The sequence below is a fragment of the Amycolatopsis sp. lyj-23 genome, assembly GCF_046549135.1.
In the GTDB taxonomy this organism is placed as follows: Bacteria; Actinomycetota; Actinomycetes; order Mycobacteriales; family Pseudonocardiaceae; genus Amycolatopsis.
Genome location: NZ_JAJPWN010000015.1, coordinates 278,048 through 295,344 on the forward strand (window position 1 = coordinate 278,048; position 17,297 = coordinate 295,344).

At 70.3% G+C, this 17,297-nt stretch carries 12 protein-coding genes; 7 read left to right on the plus strand and 5 right to left on the minus strand.

Annotation, left to right across the window (positions count from 1 at the left end; translation table 11 throughout):
• Positions 1–130 precede the first annotated feature (130 nt).
• A complete protein-coding gene (locus ACLJPY_RS34380) occupies positions 131–1,255 on the plus strand; it encodes a lytic polysaccharide monooxygenase (protein ID WP_410595034.1) in 1,125 nt (374 codons plus the stop codon).
• A gap of 73 nt (positions 1,256–1,328) precedes the next feature.
• Here ACLJPY_RS34380 and ACLJPY_RS34385 read toward each other — a convergent pair whose 3' ends face one another.
• Positions 1,329–2,279 carry a LacI family DNA-binding transcriptional regulator gene (locus ACLJPY_RS34385; protein ID WP_410595036.1) on the minus strand — a complete coding sequence of 317 codons (951 nt, stop codon included), beginning with the start codon at positions 2,277–2,279 and terminating at the stop codon, positions 1,329–1,331.
• Between the two features lie 169 nt (positions 2,280–2,448).
• Here ACLJPY_RS34385 and ACLJPY_RS34390 point away from each other — a divergent pair, with 169 nt between their 5' ends.
• Together ACLJPY_RS34390 and ACLJPY_RS34395 are read left to right on the plus strand one after the other, a co-directional pair.
• The gene (locus ACLJPY_RS34390; RefSeq protein ID WP_410595038.1) at positions 2,449–3,720 is read left to right on the plus strand and encodes an ABC transporter substrate-binding protein; all 1,272 of its coding nucleotides are present in this window, start codon (positions 2,449–2,451) and stop codon (positions 3,718–3,720) included.
• A 48-nt stretch (positions 3,721–3,768) separates the two neighbouring features.
• A complete protein-coding gene (locus ACLJPY_RS34395) occupies positions 3,769–4,296 on the plus strand; it encodes a GNAT family N-acetyltransferase (protein WP_410595040.1) in 528 nt (175 codons plus the stop codon).
• A gap of 195 nt (positions 4,297–4,491) precedes the next feature.
• Here the strand turns inward: ACLJPY_RS34395 and ACLJPY_RS34400 are convergent, their stop codons facing one another.
• The 4 genes from ACLJPY_RS34400 to ACLJPY_RS34415 all read right to left on the minus strand — a co-directional run bounded on the left by ACLJPY_RS34400 (position 4,492) and on the right by ACLJPY_RS34415 (position 12,201).
• The gene (locus ACLJPY_RS34400; RefSeq protein ID WP_410595042.1) at positions 4,492–6,309 is read right to left on the minus strand and encodes a glycoside hydrolase family 6 protein; all 1,818 of its coding nucleotides are present in this window, start codon (positions 6,307–6,309) and stop codon (positions 4,492–4,494) included.
• Positions 6,310–6,343: 34 nt separating this feature from the next.
• Positions 6,344–7,864 carry a cellulase family glycosylhydrolase gene (locus ACLJPY_RS34405; protein WP_410595044.1) on the minus strand — a complete coding sequence of 507 codons (1,521 nt, stop codon included), beginning with the start codon at positions 7,862–7,864 and terminating at the stop codon, positions 6,344–6,346.
• A 10-nt stretch (positions 7,865–7,874) separates the two neighbouring features.
• Positions 7,875–10,793 (minus strand): glycoside hydrolase family 48 protein, encoded by a 2,919-nt coding sequence (locus tag ACLJPY_RS34410; protein WP_410595046.1) that lies wholly within the window; start codon positions 10,791–10,793, stop codon positions 7,875–7,877.
• Between the two features lie 412 nt (positions 10,794–11,205).
• Positions 11,206–12,201: a LacI family DNA-binding transcriptional regulator gene (locus tag ACLJPY_RS34415; RefSeq protein WP_410595066.1), complete on the minus strand. Its 996-nt coding sequence runs from the start codon at positions 12,199–12,201 to the stop codon at positions 11,206–11,208.
• Between the two features lie 250 nt (positions 12,202–12,451).
• On the opposite strand from ACLJPY_RS34415, the gene ACLJPY_RS34420 reads away from it, so the two are divergent.
• From ACLJPY_RS34420 to ACLJPY_RS34435, 4 genes are read left to right on the plus strand one after another with little or no spacing between them, the layout of a single operon-like run.
• Entirely contained in the window at positions 12,452–13,759 is a 1,308-nt protein-coding gene (locus ACLJPY_RS34420; protein WP_410595048.1) for an extracellular solute-binding protein, read from the plus strand.
• A gap of 4 nt (positions 13,760–13,763) precedes the next feature.
• A complete protein-coding gene (locus ACLJPY_RS34425; protein ID WP_410595050.1) occupies positions 13,764–14,753 on the plus strand; it encodes a carbohydrate ABC transporter permease in 990 nt (329 codons plus the stop codon).
• Positions 14,750–15,607 carry a carbohydrate ABC transporter permease gene (locus ACLJPY_RS34430; protein ID WP_410595052.1) on the plus strand — a complete coding sequence of 286 codons (858 nt, stop codon included), beginning with the start codon at positions 14,750–14,752 and terminating at the stop codon, positions 15,605–15,607. The genes ACLJPY_RS34425 and ACLJPY_RS34430 overlap by 4 nt, the downstream gene beginning before the upstream one ends.
• 2 nt (positions 15,608–15,609) lie before the next feature.
• Positions 15,610–17,031: a GH1 family beta-glucosidase gene (locus ACLJPY_RS34435; protein ID WP_410595054.1), complete on the plus strand. Its 1,422-nt coding sequence runs from the start codon at positions 15,610–15,612 to the stop codon at positions 17,029–17,031.
• Positions 17,032–17,297 lie beyond the last annotated feature (266 nt).

A 17,297-nucleotide genomic window follows, 5' to 3' on the forward strand; every position in this document is an offset into this window, starting at 1 on the left:
CCCCCGCCAAGGTAGGCCAACGCACCCGCCCCGGCCATCGCGGGCTGTTCCGGAAGTGGCCGCCACCGCGTATCCTGACCTTGGAAGCGCTCCCAGTCTTCGACGCACGCAACCCAATGAAGGGACTGACGTGACCAGGAGACGAAGTACGATCCTCGCCGCCGTCACCGTGCTGCTGGCGAGCCTGACCGCCATCCTGCTGAACACCGGCACGGCCGAGGCGCACGGCGCCATGATGAAACCGGGCAGCCGGACCTTCCTGTGCTGGCAGGACGGGCTCAGCTCGACCGGCGAGATCAAGCCGCAGAACCCGGCCTGCGCGGCCGCGGTGGCCGTCAGCGGCGCCAACTCGCTGTACAACTGGTTCGGGGTGCTGCGGTCCGACGGCGCCGGGCGCACGCGCGGGTTCATCCCCGACGGCAAGCTGTGCTCGGGCGGGAACCCGAACTACGCGGGCTTCGACGGGGTCGGCGCGTGGCCGCTGACGCACCTCACCGCCGGCGCCCAGTTCGACTTCTCGTACAACGCGTGGGCCGCGCACCCGGGCTGGTTCTACACCTACGTCACCAAGGACGGCTGGAACCCGAACCAGCCGCTCACCTGGGACTCGCTGGAGGACCAGCCGTTCCTGACGGTGGACCACCCGCCGGTGACCGGCCAGGTGGGCACGGTGGACGGCCAGTACAAGTGGAGCGGCGCGCTGCCGTCCAACAAGTCGGGCCGGCACATCATCTACTCGGTGTGGAAGCGCTCCGACAGCAGCGAAACGTTCTACGGCTGCTCGGACGTCGTGTTCGACGGCGGGCACGGCGAGGTGACCGGCGTGAAGGATCCGGGCACGGGCACGACGACCACGCCCACGACCCCGACCACGCCCACCACGCCGACGACACCCACCACCCCGACCACGCCCACCACGCCCACCACGCCGACGACCCCGACCACCCCGCCGGGTTCGTGCATGGCGATGTACGAGATCACCAACACCTGGAGCGGCGGTTACCAGGCGTCGGTCACGGTGATGAACCACGGCACCTCGGCGTACACGAGCTGGCAGGTGCAGTGGACGCTGCCGGCGGGCCAGACGGTCGGCAGCGTCTGGAACGGCACGCTGAACCAGTCCGGCTCGGCGGTCACGGTCCGCAACGCCAACTGGAACGGCGCGGTGGCCGCCGACGGCACGACCACGTTCGGCCTGGTCGTCAACACGACGGGCGGCAACGCAGCTCCGTCGCCGACGTGTCAGGGCACCTGAGAAGTCCCGAGTGGACGGTTGAGGAAGGCCGCTCCGGGTCCGCCCGGAGCGGCCTTCCCGCGTTCCGCCGTCCTCACCCGTTCGCCGGGCCGGTGCTCCCGCGGGTGAGCAGCCGCGGCCGGGAGGTGTACACGTCACCCGGCCGCTCCCCCGCCAGCACGTCGTGCAGCACGGACGCGGCCAGGGTGCCCAGTTCGGCCAGCGGGCGCCGGATCGCGGTGAGGGCCGGGCGGACCAGGCGGCAGAGCGGGGTGTCGTCCCACGACACCACCGACAGGTCCTTCGGCACCGCGAGCCCCAGTTCGCGCGCGGCGACCAGCGCGGCCACCGCGAGGTCGTCGGTGTCGCAGAGCAGCGCCGTGGGCCGGGGGCAGGCCGTCAGCACGCGGCGGACCGCGTCGGCCGAGGGTTCCGGGTGGACCGTGCCCGGGTGCGGGAGGCCGGTCGCCGCCGTGGTGAACGCGCGGCCGCGCGCCCCGGGGTCGGCGAACACCGCCGCGCCCGCGATGCGGACCACGTGCCGGTGACCCAGCGCCGCCAGGTACGCCAGCGCCTCGGCGGCGCCGGTGACGTCGTCCACGAGCACCGAGGGGACACCCGGCACCCCGCCCGGCCCGCCGAGCACCACCGCCGGCAGGCCGATCCGCACCAGCTCGGCCGCGCAGCCCGGCTCGGTGAGCAGCACGCCGTCCACCTTCCGCTCGGCCCGCCAGCGGCGGTAGCTGGCGAGCGCGGCGTCGCGGCCGGGCGCGACCTGCAGCAGCAGTTCGCCCTCGAAGCCGTCGAGCAAGGCCGGGACGAACGCCTCCAGTGACCGGTCCAGCACCAGGCCGATCGCCCCGGACCGGCCGCCGGACAGCGCCCGGGCGGTGCTGCTCGGGGTCCACCCGAGCTCCCGGGCGATCTCGGTGATCCGCCGCCGGGTCGCCTCCGAGACGCCGGGCCGGCCGTTGAGGGCGTAGGAGACCGCGCCTTTCGAGACGCCGGCCTCCCGCGCGATGTCGGTGATCGTCGGACGCTTCATCGCACCCCTTCCTCGCACCACGGACCGGGCGGGAGCCCGCGGTCCGTGTCCGGGCGGACACCCGCCGTCGCGTACTTGACACCCGCCGCACCGGGAAACGAGACTCCTGCCGGGAGCGCTCCCAGCCAATGGGGGCCGGGAGCGTGCCGCGAACGGGGAGTGCGCGCGCATGAGGCAGATCCGCAACCAGCTGGCCTTCGCCGCGGCCGTCGTCCTGCTCCTGCTGACCGGGGGCTGCGGACCGGACGCGCCCGAGCGGATCACGCTCACGGTGGCGACGTTCGGCGAGTTCGGCTACGACGACCTCATCCCCGGTTACGAGTTCACCCACCCCGGGCTCACCATCCGCCAGGTGCGGACCGAGCAGGGCGGACCGTACCACCAGGACCTGCTGAACAAGCTGCAGAGCGGCCAGGGCCTCGCCGACGTCCAGGCCGTCGAGGAGGGTCACCTCGCCGACGTGCTCGCGCAGTCGGCGAAGTTCGCCGACCTGGCCAAGGTCGGGCCCGCCGACGTGAAGCCGGGCCGCTGGCTCGAGTGGAAGTACGAGGCGGGCCGCAGCAAGGACGGCAAGCTCGTCGGCTACGGCACCGACATCGGCCCGCTGGCCATGTGCTACCGCAAGGACCTGCTCGAAGCGGCCGGCCTGCCCACCGACCCGGGCTCGGTCAAGACGATGTTCGCGACCTGGGACAGCTTTTTCAAAGCCGGCGAGAAGTACGTCAAGCGCTCGCACGGCAAGCCGTGGTTCGACTCCTCGGCGCAGATCTTCAACGCCATGGTGAACCAGCTGCCGGTCGGCTACCTCGACCGCGAGGACCACTCGACGCTGGAGACGAACACCGCGCTGAAGGACGCCTGGAACCAGGTCACCACCGCGGTCAAGCAGGGCCAGTCGGCCGGGCTGACCGCCTTCGCCGACGACGGCAACAACGGCCTGCGCACCGGCGCCTTCGCCACGAAGGTCTGTCCGTCGTGGATGCTCGGCGTCATCGAGCAGCAGGCCGGGGTCGGCAACGCGGGCAAGTGGGCGCTCACCGACGCCTTCCCCGACGGCGGCGGCAACTGGGGCGGGTCCTACCTGACCGTGCCGGCCGCCAGCCCGCACCAGAAGGAGGCCGCCGCACTGGCCGCCTGGCTGACCGCGCCGGAGCAGCAGCTGCACGCCTTCCGCGTCAGCGGCAACTTCCCCAGTCAGGTCGACGCCTTCACCTCGCCGGACCTGCTCAGCGAGATGAACGGCTACTTCGGCGGCGCGCTGAGCGGGCAGGTCTTCGTCGCACAGGCCCGGAAGGTCGGGAAACCGCAGTACAAGGGGCCGGGCGACGGCAAGATCCAGGAGACGGTGATCGCGCCGGGGCTCAAGGCGGTCGAGCAGGGCGCCGATCCCGTGGCCGTCTGGGACCAGGTGCTGATCGGGGTGCGCCGGCTGGTCCCCTGACCGGGAATCCGCTCGTCGGAGCCCGCCGGAGCGGGCAGGGTGACGGGCATGCTCACTCCTCTGCCGCACCCCTGGCCGCACCACACGATCCGGCACCCCGGCCCGGACGACCACCTGCCCGTGCTGGCCGTCCTCGACCGCTGGTGGGGCGGTCTCGGCGGCGAAGCGGGCACGCGCCAGCGGGCGCTGCTGCTGCCGAAGCTGATGTTCCAGCACTTCTCCCACAGCAGCGTCCTGGTGACGTCCGAGGAACGGATCGTCGCGTTCCTGATCGGGTTCCTCTCGCCGTCGCGGCCGGCCGAGAGCTACATCCACTTCGTCGGCGTCGAGCCGGCCGAACGCGGCCGGGGGCTGGGCACGGCGCTGTACGAGCGCTTCTTCGCCTACAGCGCCGCCCATGGGCGCTCGGTGGTCCGGGCGATCACTTCGCCGGAGAACAAGGGTTCGCACGCGTTCCACACCCGGATGGGGTTCGTCACCGAACCAGGGCCGAAGGAGTTCGAGGGGTTGCCGGTCCAGCCCGACTACGACGGGCCGGGCCTGGACCGGTTGAGCTTCCGCAAGGATCTCGGCTGACGCGCCGGGCGGCGCGCGCCGCGAGGCCCGGCCGGGGTCCCCGTGGACCTCGGCCGGACCCCGCCGTCCCGTCCGGGCCGCCTCAGGCGGTGCGGGCGGGACCGCGGCGACCGGGTCCGGCGGGACGGGCCGCGGTCGCCGTGGTGGAGTCCGGGCCGGGCGGCGGCTGCGCTGCACCGCCCGGCCCGGGGCTTTCTACTGGACCGCCGGGTAGGCGTTCTGGACCAGCTGCTCGAACTGGGCCTCGAACCACTTGCCCGACAGCGGGGCGTCCGGCAGGGCGCCGGTCAGGTTGCCGCCGTTGGCCTGCTGGGTGCCGTGGAACGTCGGGTCGCACATCTGGTCGAAACCCTTGCCTTCGTCGTTCGGGATCTGCGAGCTCGCGCCGTCGGACTCACCCGGCGGCTTGATCCAGACGTAGGCGTCGAAGTGCGCCGCCGGGGACGCGGTGGGCCGCACGCCCAGCCCCGCCCCGCTCTGGTTGCACCAGTTGCCGCGGTGCAGCCGCCGGTCGACCCGGCCCGAGTTGACGTAGGCGTCCACAGTGGACCCGGAGGCCGCGCTGGGCCGGGCCGAGCCGCCCCAGCCGTTGCGCGAGGTGTCGACCAGCATGCCGATGCCGCTGGGCAGGCCCGCCGCCACGAACGCGTTGTACATCGCGGTGGCGAAGGGAACTTCCGCGAAGTACGGGTTGTACTGGTAGAACGTCGCCGACTTCAGCGGCTGCCCGCCGACGGTCAGGTTCGGGTCCGGCAGGTTCGGCTCGGTCAGCGGCGTGTAGTTGGCCGTGTCGCTGATGAAGCCGTCGATGCTGTTGACGCCGGCCGTGGTGCCCTGCAGCGTCTGCTTGACCAGGTTGACGAACGGCTGGAAGTTGCTGTCCCAGCCCAGCCACGCCGAGTGCGCGATGTCCAGGTAGTTGTAGACGTTGGAGATCGCGTGCAGCTTGTTCAGCGCGTACTGGATGCCCTGCACGTACGCCCCGCTGGACTGCGCCTCGGCGCAGGTGGACATCGAGGTGTTCGTGATCAGGTTCGGCAGCGAGTCCGGCTCCACGATGGCGACGATCCGCAGCGGCGCGTACTTCGGGTCGGCCATGATCGAGGCGATCGGGTCGATGTACTCGCTCTTGTACCGGGCCAGGCCGTTCTGCGCGACCTTCAGCTCGCCGTTGGACGCCAGCGCCGCGCAGTCGCGGTTGGGCAGGTCGTAGACGACGACCTGGATGGTCACCGGCGTACCGCCGGTCGCCTGGGCCAGCGCCGCGTCGAGGTGCCCGCGCAGGCCGCGCGCGCTCGACGTGCCCTCGATCGCGGCGATCCGGTCCAGCCAGACCGCCGTCGAGGTGTTGGCCACCTTGGCCATCTGCGCGCCGAGCGTGCCGCCCTTGGCCGCGGCCGCCGCGCTCACCTCGCCCGACCAGTCCGGGTTCACGTACCCCTTCGAGCCGGCGTACGGGTTGTCCACGTGGGTCCCCGGCTGCGGTGTCGTGGTCACCGTGGTCGGGGTCGTCGTCGTGGTCGTGGGGGTCGTGGTGGTGGTCGTCGGCGTCGTCGGCGTGGTCGTCGGCGTGCCGCCCGGGGTGCCGTCGCAGTGGGCGCCGTTGAGCGAGAACGACGTCGGGATGTCGTTCGTGCCCGAGTACGAGCCGTTGAAGCCGAAGCTCGCCGTGGCGTTCGAGCCCAGCGAGCCGCCCCACGACGGGTTCTTCGCGCTCACGTGCTTGCCGCTCTGGCTGAACGTGGCGCTCCAGCCCTGCTGGACCTGCTGGTTGCCGCCGAAGTCCCATTCGACGTTCCAGGACGAAACGGCGTCACCCAGGTTGGTCACGGCGATGTTCGCCGTGAAGCCGGTGTCCCACTGGTTGACGGTGTAGGTGACCTTGCAGCCGGTGGCGGCGCCCGCCGGGCTGCCCCCGGCCACCAGCAGTCCCGCCGTGACCGCGGCCGCGGTCACCGAGGACGCCACGGCGAACCGTGACTTCCTCTTCGCGGACCAGAATTCACTCCTCATCGAGTGCGCTCCTTCGTGTTCTTCGGTGGGTGGGTCAGGTGGTGCAGGCGGTCGCGCCGACGGCGAAGCCGCTCGGCGTGCCGGTCGAGGCGCCGGACGCCTGGATGCCGATCGACACCGAGGCGCCGCCGGCCAGGTCGGGGGCCCAGGAGGGCGCCTTGGCGCTCGCCTGCTGCCCGGTCTGCGTGACGGTCGCGTTCCAGCCGCCGGTGATCTGCGTCCCGGACGGCACGGTCCAGCCGAGCGCCCAGTTCTTCAGCGCCGAGCTGCCGGTGTTCTTCAGCGTCACCGAGGCGGTGAAGCCGCCCGGCCAGCTGTTGTCGACGTGGTAGGTGACCGCGCAGCTCGCCGCGGGCGGCGGATCGGTCGTGCCGCCGCCCGAACCCACCGGCGGGATCAGGTACGGCTGCAGGATCGCCTGCTTGGTCTGGTTGACCGTGGTCCAGTCGTCGTTGAGGATGCCGCCGGTGTCACCGGAGTTCGGGTTCCACGACCAGTACGTGAAGCTCATCCCGGTCGGCCCCGTGCCGGTGTACTTCATCAGTTCCTGCAGCCACACCTTGTCCCGCGGGTCGGCGAGCGTGGAGCCGAACTCGCCGAGCAGCACCGGTGCGATGCTCTGCTTCTGCAGGTAGCCGAAGAAGTGGTCCCACAACGCCGGCAGGTTCGCCGGGAACGCCGGGTCGGAGAACCACGTCTGGGCGAACACCGAAGTCGCGTACTCGTGCGCCGAGTACACCAGCTTCTCCGGCTTGGACAGCCGCACCGGGAACTGCTTGGCCCCGGAGAGGTTGCCGCCCCACCAGCCGCACTGCGGGTCGCCGGTGCCGCTGACGCAGTCGACGCCTTCGACGATGACCAGCCAGTCCGGGTTGGCCGCGAGCACCGCGTTGCCGCCGCGTTCGGCGGCCAGGCGCCAGTCGGTCGCGGTGTCGCCGCAGCCCCAGCACGCTCCCCCGCCGCCCTGGATCGAGTGCGGCTCGTTGTGCAGGTCGGCGCCGATCACCGTCGGATTGCCCTTGTAGTGCTGGGCCAGCATGGTCCAGTCGGACAGCCACCGGCTTTCCGGGTAGGCGCTGGTGTACCAGAGCGGGGACTGCGCGCCGGAGTCCGGCCGGTGCTGGTCCAGGATCACGCGCATGCCCTTGACGCCGGCGTAGGCGATGATCTTGTCCAGCACCTGCAGGCCGGACAGGCCCTGCAGGTCCGGGTTCTGGACGGCGTCGATGCTGGTGGGCTTGACGCCGGGGTCGAACAGCTGGTTGGAGTACGGCAGCCGCAGCGTGTTGTAGCCGAGGCCGGCCATCTGGTCGAGCATGTCCTTGTAGTTGCGGCTCCACAGGCCGTGCGGCGAGTAGTTGCCGGTTTCGGCGCCGAACCAGTTGACGCCGGTCATCCGGACCGGTGCCCCGGTCGAGTCGACCAGCTGGGAACCGACGGCGTGCCAGAAGCCGGTGCCGGTTCCCGAAGCAGCGGGGGCCGCGGCGGCCGGGGACGCCGTGAGAACGGCGCCCCCGACCAGTGCGGCGACCGCGAGTGCGAGCAGTCGCTTCATCAAGTGCCTCTCAGCCGAACAGGGCGACGTGCGCGGCGAACGCCGTGGCGATCTCCGTCTGCGCCCAGAACCGGTGGTAGGTGAACGTCGGCGCGGCGCCGCCGTCCAGGTAGGCCTGCACCTTCGGCCACTGCGGGTCGCTCTTGTAGAACGAGCGGATCGACAGGAACGTGGAGTTCGCGTTGATCGGGTCGCCGTTCGGCATCGTGCCGGTCCAGCCCGGGGGCACGTACAGCCCCTGGTCCGTCGTGGCGTTGTAGGCGTCGTCGAACCGGTTGTAGTCCGTCCGGGTCTCCGGCACCGCGATGCCCTTGCTGTCCGCGTTCGCCGACAGCGCCGTGAGGAGCTGCTCGCCGACCGTCTTGGCCTGGGCGTTGCTCGAACCCGACGCGTAGTACAGCAGCGTCTTGGCCAGTGAGCCCGCGACCCCGACGTCCTGGCTGTAGTTCTTCACCGCGACGTGCAGGCCGGTGTTCGAGCCCGGGCTGGTGGCGTTCCAGGTGTCCGGCGCGCCGCTCCAGGTCAGGTCGGACGGGATCTGGAAGCTGCCGCCCGCACCGACCGTCGTGTTCGCGATGGCCCAGGGAATCCACTTGTCGAGGATCTTCTTCGCCCGGGCGTCGCCGGTCGCCTGGTAGTACTCGGCGATCCGTTCCATGCCCCAGGTCTGGAAGCCGAACCACTGGTTGCTCGGCGGGTCGTGCCAGACCGGCTGCTGGTCGTAGAACATCCCGTAGAACGTCGGCGTGCCGGACGGCGGGGTGCCGTACTGGCCTTCCCAGCTGTTCGTCGCGCCGCCGGCGAGAGCGCCTTCGGACGACTGCAGCCACTGCAGGAACTCCAGCTGCCGGTTGAGGCTGGTCGCCCAGTCGGTCGCGCCGGTCGCCGAAGTGACCTTCAGCCCCGGGTCGGCCGACAGCGCGTACGCGGCCAGCGGGTTCTGGTAGCCCTGGTGGGCGGCGCCGTCGCCGATCCGCCAGGCCCAGGCGCTGGACGAGTCCATCGAGCCACCCCACGCGTAGTACCACGAGATGAGGTAGTGCTCGCTGTCCTTGCCGGTGCCGGCGGCGCAGCTCGACGCGCCGACGCAGTTGCCGATCTTCTTGAAGTACTTGTCGAACAGCGAATACCGGAGGTAGTCGCCCATCTTCGACGCCTTCTTCACCACGGCCGAGACGTCCGCGCTCTTGCCCTGCGCGGCGGCCCACTTTTCGGCCTGGAAGGCCACCTGCACGGCGCGGGCGTCCGCGTCGGGCGCGTCGGTGTACTTCCACTGCTTCGCGTACGACGAGTCGCCGGTGAACAGGTCGAGGTACCCGTTCTTGCCGCCGAACTTGAGGACGTCGCAGCTGGGCTGGGTGACGGTCTCCCAGACCGACTCCTGCGAACCGCGCTGGAAGGTGTTGATGAACGCGGGCGCGGTGTTGGTGCCGTCCTCGCAGTGGCCGAACTTGTAGATGTTGTCCACGTCGAGCAGCCAGTGCATGCCGTAGACGTCCGCCGAGCCGTAGGCCGCCTTGAGCTCGGCCGCGATCGGGTCACTGCCGACGGAGACGCCGGAGTTCAGCGGCGACGGGTAGGACTTCGGCGTCGGGTACTCGGCCGCGTAGGTCGCCGGCTTGCTGGCGTTGTAGCCGCTGTTGCCCGGCTGGTCGGCCGCCGACGGGATCGCGTAGGTCTCGATCGACGTCCACGCCTGGTTGAACGGGGCCCAGTCACCGGTGATCCGCCCGTAGGACGCCTCCAGCCACAGGTAGTAGCTGAACGCCTCCGACGTCGTCTCGTGGCCGTAGTCCGGTGCCTCGACCATCAGCGTCTCGATGGAGTGGTAGGGCACCAGGATGTTCCCGAACTTCCGGAAGTAGCCGTTGTTCGGGTCCTTGATCTTGTTGTACTGCGTGAGGAACGCGACCTGGTAGTCCGAAGTGGACGCCGAAATCTCGTTGACCGCCACGGTGGCCGCGGTGTAGCCGCTGCTGCTCGCGGTGAAGGTCGCGGTGCCCAGGTCTCCGCCATTGTCGGCGCTGGTGACCGTGACGTTCTGGGCCACGTTCCAGTTCGCCGAGGTGAAGGTGAGGCTCGCCGGGCTCGCGGTCAGGTCCGTGCTGCCCGCCGTCCTCGCGACGGCGACGGTGACCGGCGAGGTGGGCGCGCCGGCGAGGGTGACGGCGAACGTCGTCGTGCCGCCCTGCTTCACCTGCGCGGTCGCCGGGCTCGCCACGATCGTCGGTCCGGACAGGACCTTCACGCTGACCGGGCTGGACGTCGTCGACGCGCCCTTGTTGTCGTAGGCCTTCGCCGTGATCGAGTACGTCCCGGCCGGGACGTTGCCCCAGCTGCCTTCGAACGGCGCGGCCGTGTCCGTGGCCAGCAGCGTGTCACCGGCGTAGAACTCGACCTTGCTCACCGTGCCGTCGCTGTCGGCGGCGGTCGCGGCCAGCGGGATCGTCGCCGGGGCGTAGTACGTGCCGGTCGAGGACGGCGCGGTCAGGCTCACCGTCGGTGCCTTGTTCGCGCCGGTGCACGAGGTGCCGTTCACCGAGAAGTCCGTGGGCGGCCGGTTGGCCGAGCCCTTCGAACCGTTGAACCCGAACGACGTGCTCGCCCCGGTGTCGAGGTGGCCGTTGTAGGACAGGTTCGTCGCGGTGACCGCGGCACCGGACTGGGCGAACGTCGCGCTCCAGCCCTGCTGGACCTTCTGGCCGTCCAGGAACGTCCAGCCGACCTTCCAGCTGTCGAGCGGCGCCCCGTCGTTGCGCAACGAGACGTTGGCCGTGAACCCGGTGTCCCAGTCGTTGGTGGTGTAGGTGACCGAACAGGCGATGTCGGCGCCGAGCGCCGGTGGTGGGGCGACCACCGCGCCCGTGACCGCCAGCACGGCCGAGGCCAGTGCCAGCGCACGGACGCGCTTTCGGGGAGAGGAACGCATGGCTGCGGAACTCCTTTGTCCGTAGGGAGCCAGCGATCTGGGAGCGCTTCCAGGCGCAGACGGTAGCCAGCCGGAAACCTGGATGTAAAGAATCGAGTCAGAAGGACACTGACGACGCGGATGTCACATCTACGCGTCCGGCGAACACCGGCTCACTGAACGCTCCTGAACAGCCGCAACCGATCGTCGCGCCGTCACCCGTTCAGCCCAGCGAAATGGTAACGCAGTGTTTCGTGAAACGTTATTTAGCGCCAAACGTGTACACCTGAGCGGCGATGCTCCGCACCGACCGGGCGACGCTGCCCGGTCGAGCACACTCGGAGTTCACCGCGGCGAGCACGCCGGCACACGTCCGGGTGGACGCCACGCGGGCCCGGATGGACGGCACGCGTGTTCGGCCGGACACGACCGGTCAGCTCGAGGCGCGGACCGCCAGGGAGACCGGGAGGATGTGCTGGCGCGGCTTGAGGTTCTGGTCGTCGAGCAGCCGCATCAGGGTCTCGACCATGGCGTGGACCTGCTCGCGCGGGTCCTGGTGGACCGACGTCAGCGGCGGGTCCATGGCCGGGGCGAGGGTGACGTTGTCGTCGAAGCTGACCACCGCGACGTCCTCGGGGACGCGGCGGCCCGCGCCGCCGAGGGTGCGCAGCGCGCCCACCGCCATCATGTCGCTGGCGACGAACACGGCGTCGAGGTCCGGGTGCCGGGCCAGCAGCGCCGACATCGCGTTCGCGCCGCCCGAAAGGGTGAAATCGCCTTCTTCGACCAGGTCGGCCGGGTCGAGCCCGGCGTCGAGGAGGGTCTTGCGCCAGCCGGCGAGCCGGTCGATCGGGGCGCTCTGGTCCTGCGGGCCGGCGATCGTGGCGATCCGCCGCCGCCCGGCCGCGACCAGGTGCTCGACCGCCAGCCGGGCGCCGCCCTCGTTGTCGAAGTCGACGACGTGCACGCCGCGGCGGATGCCGGCCGCCTGGCCGCCGAACACCACCGGGATGCGCAGCAGCCGCAGGGCTTTGGGCAGCGGGTCGGCGCGGTGCGGGGCGAACACCAGCGCGCCGTCCACGTGGCCGCCCTCGAGGAACCGGACCGTGCGGCTCAGGTCTTCGCGGATGTCACTGAAGATCAGCACCATCTGGCGGCCGACGTCGGCGAGCTCGCGGTAGCCGGCCCGCATGACGGCGGCGCGGTACGGGTCGTCGAGCAGCCGGGACTCCGGCTCCGACAGCACCACCGCGATGGCGCCGGTGCGGCGCGTGACCAGCGAACGCGCCGCCTGGTTCGGGGAATAGCCCAGGTCACGGGCCGCGGCGAGGACCTTCTCCCGCGCCGCCGCGCTGACGTACGCGTCGTCGTTCAACGCCCGTGACGCCGTCGACCGCGACACGCCGGCGAACGCCGCGACGTCCTCCAGTGTCGGCCGTTCTTCATCGCCTGCTCGAGGCCCCACGGCACCGCCCTCGCTCACCCTCTGCAACTCTGACGGACTCAGCTTAACGTTCACGCCCCTGGGCGTCCGGGAGCGCTCCTCGCAGGAAACACTCCGGTTACGACCTCTTGACACCGGTGAACACCCCCAGCAGACTCTGCCACACCTGGGAGCGCTCCCAGATCGGCTCCCAGCAGTGAGAGCGCTCATTCCCGTCAACAAGGTGGTTGGACACGTGAGAACGATCCGGAACGGCCTGGTCCTGGCACTGGGCATCACGATGACGGCGCTCGGCGCCACGGCCTGCAGCGGAGGGGGTGGCGACCAGCAGACCCCGGCCGCGGCGGCTCCCAACGAGCACGTCGACCTGACGCTGGCGACCTTCACCGAGTTCGGCTACGAGGCCCTCATCCCGGAGTACGAGCGACTGCACCCGAACATCAAGATCACCCACCGCAAGACCGGCCAGGGCGGGCCCTACCACCAGGAGCTCACCACCAAGCTGGCCGCCGGTTCGGGCCTCGCCGACGTGACGGCGTTGGAAGAGGGTCACCTGTCCGACTTCCTCGACAAGGGTTCGAAGTTCAACGACCTCAGCAAGATCGGGCCGGCCGACGCCTCCCCCGACCGCTGGCTGCCGTGGAAGTACGACGCCGCCAAGACCAAGGACGGCAAGGTCATCGGCTACGGCACCGACATCGGCCCGCTCGCCATGTGCTACCGCAAGGACCTGTTCAAGGCCGCCGGCCTGCCGGACGACCCCGAGGCCGTCAAGCCGCTGTTCGCCACCTGGGACAGCTACTTCCAGGCCGGCGCGGACTACGTGAAGAAGAGCGGCGGCAAGGCCTGGTTCGACTCGGCCGCGCAGAACTTCAACGCCATGGTCAACCAGCTCCCCGAGGGCTACATCAACACCGACGACAAGCTCGCCGTCGAGACCAACCAGGGCATCAAGGACGCCTGGACCAAGGTCACCGACGCGGTCGCCAAGGGCGAGTCCGCCAAGCTGACGGCGTTCAGCCCCGAGTGGAACACCGGCTTCAAGCAGGGCGCGTTCGCCACGAAGGTGTGCCCGTCCTGGATGCTCGGCGTGATCAAGGAGCAGGCGGGCCCGGAGAACGCGAACAAGTGGGCCGTCACCGCGGCCTTCCCCGGCGGCGGCGGCAACTGGGGCGGCTCGTACCTGACCGTGCCGACGCAGTCCAAGCACCCGAAGGAAGCCGCCGAGCTGGCCGCGTGGCTGACCGCGCCGGAGCAGCAGATCAAGGCGTTCCAGGCCAAGGGCAACTTCCCCAGCCAGGTGAAGGCGCTGTCCGACCCGGCCCTGCTGAGCCAGACCGACGCCTACTTCGGCAACGCCAAGATCGGCGAGCTGTTCGCCGAGCAGGCCAAGAAGGTCCAGAAGCCGCAGTACAAGGGCCCCGGTGACGGCCAGATCCAGGAAAACGCGTCGAGCCCGGCCCTGCAGGCGGTCGAACAGGGCAAGTCGGCGGCGGACGGCTGGAACCAGATGGTCGACGCCGCGAAGAAGATCACGCGCTGAACCGATGACCGTCCTCGACAAGGTCGCGCCAGAAGGGAGTAAGGCCGGGGAGCGCGTGTCTCCCCGGCCCACCTTCCGTCACCGGTTGAGCCGGTGGGACGTCAAGGTGTCGCCGTACCTGTACGTCGCGCCGTTCTTCATCGTGTTCGGGATCGTCGGCCTGTTCCCGCTGCTCTACACGGCCTACGTTTCGCTGTTCAAGTGGAAGGCCGGGGGCGACGACCCGGACTTCATCGGCCTCGACAACTATAAGGATCTGTTCGCCGACAGCCAGTTCTGGAACGCGCTGGTCAACACGATCAGCATCTTCCTGCTCTCCAGCATCCCGCAGCTCGTCATCGCGGTGCTGCTGGCCGCCCTGCTCGGCGCCCGCCTGCGCGGCGCGACCGGCTGGCGCGTCGGCATCCTGCTCCCGTACGCGGCCAGCCTGGTCTCGATCGGGATCATCTTCGCCAACCTGTTCGGCGCCAAGTACGGGCTGATCAACGGCGTGCTGCAAACGCTCGGACTGGACCCGGTCGACTGGCAGGCCAACCGGTTCGCCAGCCACGTCGCGATCGCGATCATGGTGAACTGGCGCTGGACCGGCTACAACGCCCTGATCGTCCTGGCGGCCATGCAGGCCATCCCCAAGGAGCTGCACGAGGCGGCGCTGATCGACGGCGCGGGCCTGTGGCGCCGGTTCTTCAACGTCACGCTGCCCCTGCTGAAGCCGACGCTGGTCTTCGTCACCATCACCTCGACGATCGGCGGCCTGCAGATCTTCACCGAGCCCAAGCTGTTCGACGCCATGCCGGGGTCGAACAACGGCGGCTCGACCAACCAGTTCCAAACCGTGACGCTGTACCTGTACCAGATGGCGTTCGAGAACTCGAGCCTCGGCTACGCCTCGGCGATCGCCTGGGTGCTGTTCCTCGTCATCGTGCTCATCGCGCTGGTGAACTTCTTCCTCACCGGCCGGCTCGCCCGTACTCCGGCGGTGAAGAAGAAATGACAACAGTCCAGACCGGGCTGCGCAAGAGCGTCGCCACCCTCGGCAGGCCGCGCAAGGCGACCTACTTCGTGCTGGCGATCTTCGTGCTGGGCTCGCTGTTCCCGTTCTACTGGTCGTTCCTCGTGGCCAGCCGCGACAACGGGATGCTCACCGAGCGCGTCCCGCCGTTCCTGCCCGGCGGGAACTTCTTCGCGAACGCCTCCCGGGTGTTCGACAGCGTGCCGTTCTGGAAGGCGCTGGCCAACAGCGTGATCGTGTCCGGAACGGTCACGCTGACGACGGTGCTCTTCTCGTCGCTGGCCGGGTTCGCCTTCGCCAAGCTGCGGTTCCGCGGGAAGAACGGGATGTTCGTGTTCATCGTCGTCACGCTCGCCGTGCCGACCCAGCTCGGCATCATCCCGCTGTTCATCGCGATGTCGGAACTGGGCTGGGCGGGTCACCTCGAGTCGGTGATCGTGCCCAACCTGGTCACCGCGTTCGGGGTGTTCTGGATGCGGCAGTACACGCTCGACGCGCTGCCGTACGAGCTCATCGAGGCCGCGCGCGTCGACGGCTGCAGCATGATCCGGATCTTCTGGAACGTCTGCATGCCCGCGGTGCGCCCGGCCGCGGCGATCCTCGCGATGTTCACGTTCATGATGTCGTGGAACGACTTCCTGTGGCCGCTCGTCGTGCTGGACGCCGGCAACCCCACCGTCCAGGTGGCCCTGGAGAAGCTGCAGAGCGGCTACTACATCGACTATTCGCTCGTCCTGGCCGGCACGACCTTGGCCACCATTCCCATCCTCATCGTCTTCGTCCTCCTCGGCCGCCAGATCGTGGCCGGGATCATGCAAGGTGCCGTGAAAGGGTGAACATGTCCGTACAACCCGACAGTGTTCGGGCCGAGAACGTCCGGGCGGAGACCGCGTTGATGTTCCCGCCGGGCTTCGTCTGGGGCGCCGCGACCGCGGCGTTCCAGGTGGAAGGGGCCACGACGGCCGACGGACGCACCGACTCGGTCTGGGACGTCTTCGCCCGCCGCCCGGGGGCGGTCCGGGGCGGCGACAACGGCGAACCGGCGGCCGACCACTACCGGCGGTACTCCGAGGACGTCGGGCTGATGCGCCGGCTCGGCCTCGGTGCCTACCGCTTCTCGCTGGCCTGGCCGCGGGTGCGGCCGGACGGCGGCGAAGCCAACACCGCCGGGCTCGCCTTCTACGACCGGCTGGTCGACTGCCTGCTCGAGTCCGGGATCCAGCCGTGGGCGACGCTCTACCACTGGGACCTGCCGCAGGCCCTGGAGGAGAAGGGCGGCTGGACGAACCGGGACACCGCCTACCGCTTCGCCGAGTACGCCGAGAGCGTGCTGGAGCGGCTGGGCGACCGCGTCGCCAGCTGGTCGACGCTCAACGAGCCGTGGTGCGCGGCGATGCTCGGCTACGCGGGCGGGATCCACGCGCCCGGCCGCACCGACCACCCGGCGGCCGTCGCCGCCACGCACCACCTGCTGCTGGGCCACGGCCTGGCGATGGACGTCATCCGCCGCCACGCCGGCGACACCCCGGCCGGCATCACGCTGAACCTGTACCCGGTCGCCCCGCACGACCCGGCGAACGTCGCCGACGTCGCCGCGGCCCGGCGGATCGACGGCCTGCAGAACCGGCTGTTCCTCGACCCGGTGCTGCGCGGCGGCTACCCGGACGACCTGGTCGCGGACCTCGAGCCGTTCGGGCTCGGCGACGTCGTCCGCGACGAGGACGCCGCGGTCATCGCCGCGCACGTCGACTGGCTGGGCGTGAACTACTACCGCGACTACCGCGTCGCGGGCCGTCCGGTGCCGGGCAGCGAGCCGGCGGGCCCGGAGTGGCCCGGCGCCGCCGACGTGCACTTCGTCCCGGACCCGGCGGCCCCCCGGACCGACTCGGGCTGGGAGGTCCAGCCGGCCGGGCTGACCGAATCGCTGCTGCAGGTCCACCGCGGCTACCGGCCGGTGCCGCTGTACATCACGGAGAACGGCGCGGCCTACCCGGACGTCGTCGGCGACGGCGGTGACATCGTCGACACCGACCGCGTCGCGTTCCTCGACTCCCACCTGCGGGCGTGCCACGACGCCATCCAGGCGGGCGTCGACCTGCGCGGGTACTTCTACTGGTCGCTGCTGGACAACTTCGAGTGGGCCGAGGGGTACGCGAAGCGCTTCGGCCTGGTCCACGTCGACTACGCGACCCAGCAGCGCACGCCGAAGCAGAGTGCGCACTGGTACTCCCGGGTGATCGGCCTCAACGGCCTCGGCTGAGGGGAAGGGTCCGTGGCGGGCACCGGCGCGGGTGCCCGCCACGAACGACCCGAGCGCCCCAAGGCGGCCTTGGTTGCGTTGAATCAGCACTGCGGCGCGGAGCGCCTCCGTTGAGGGTGGCGGTGGGGGCATGGATGGAGCACCGAAGGCCGCCTTGGTTGCGTCCCACGCACCGAAGGCCGCCTTGGTTGCGTCCCACGCACCGAAGGCCGCCTTGGTTGCGTCCCACGCACCGAAGGCCGCCTTGGTTGCGTCCCACGCACCGA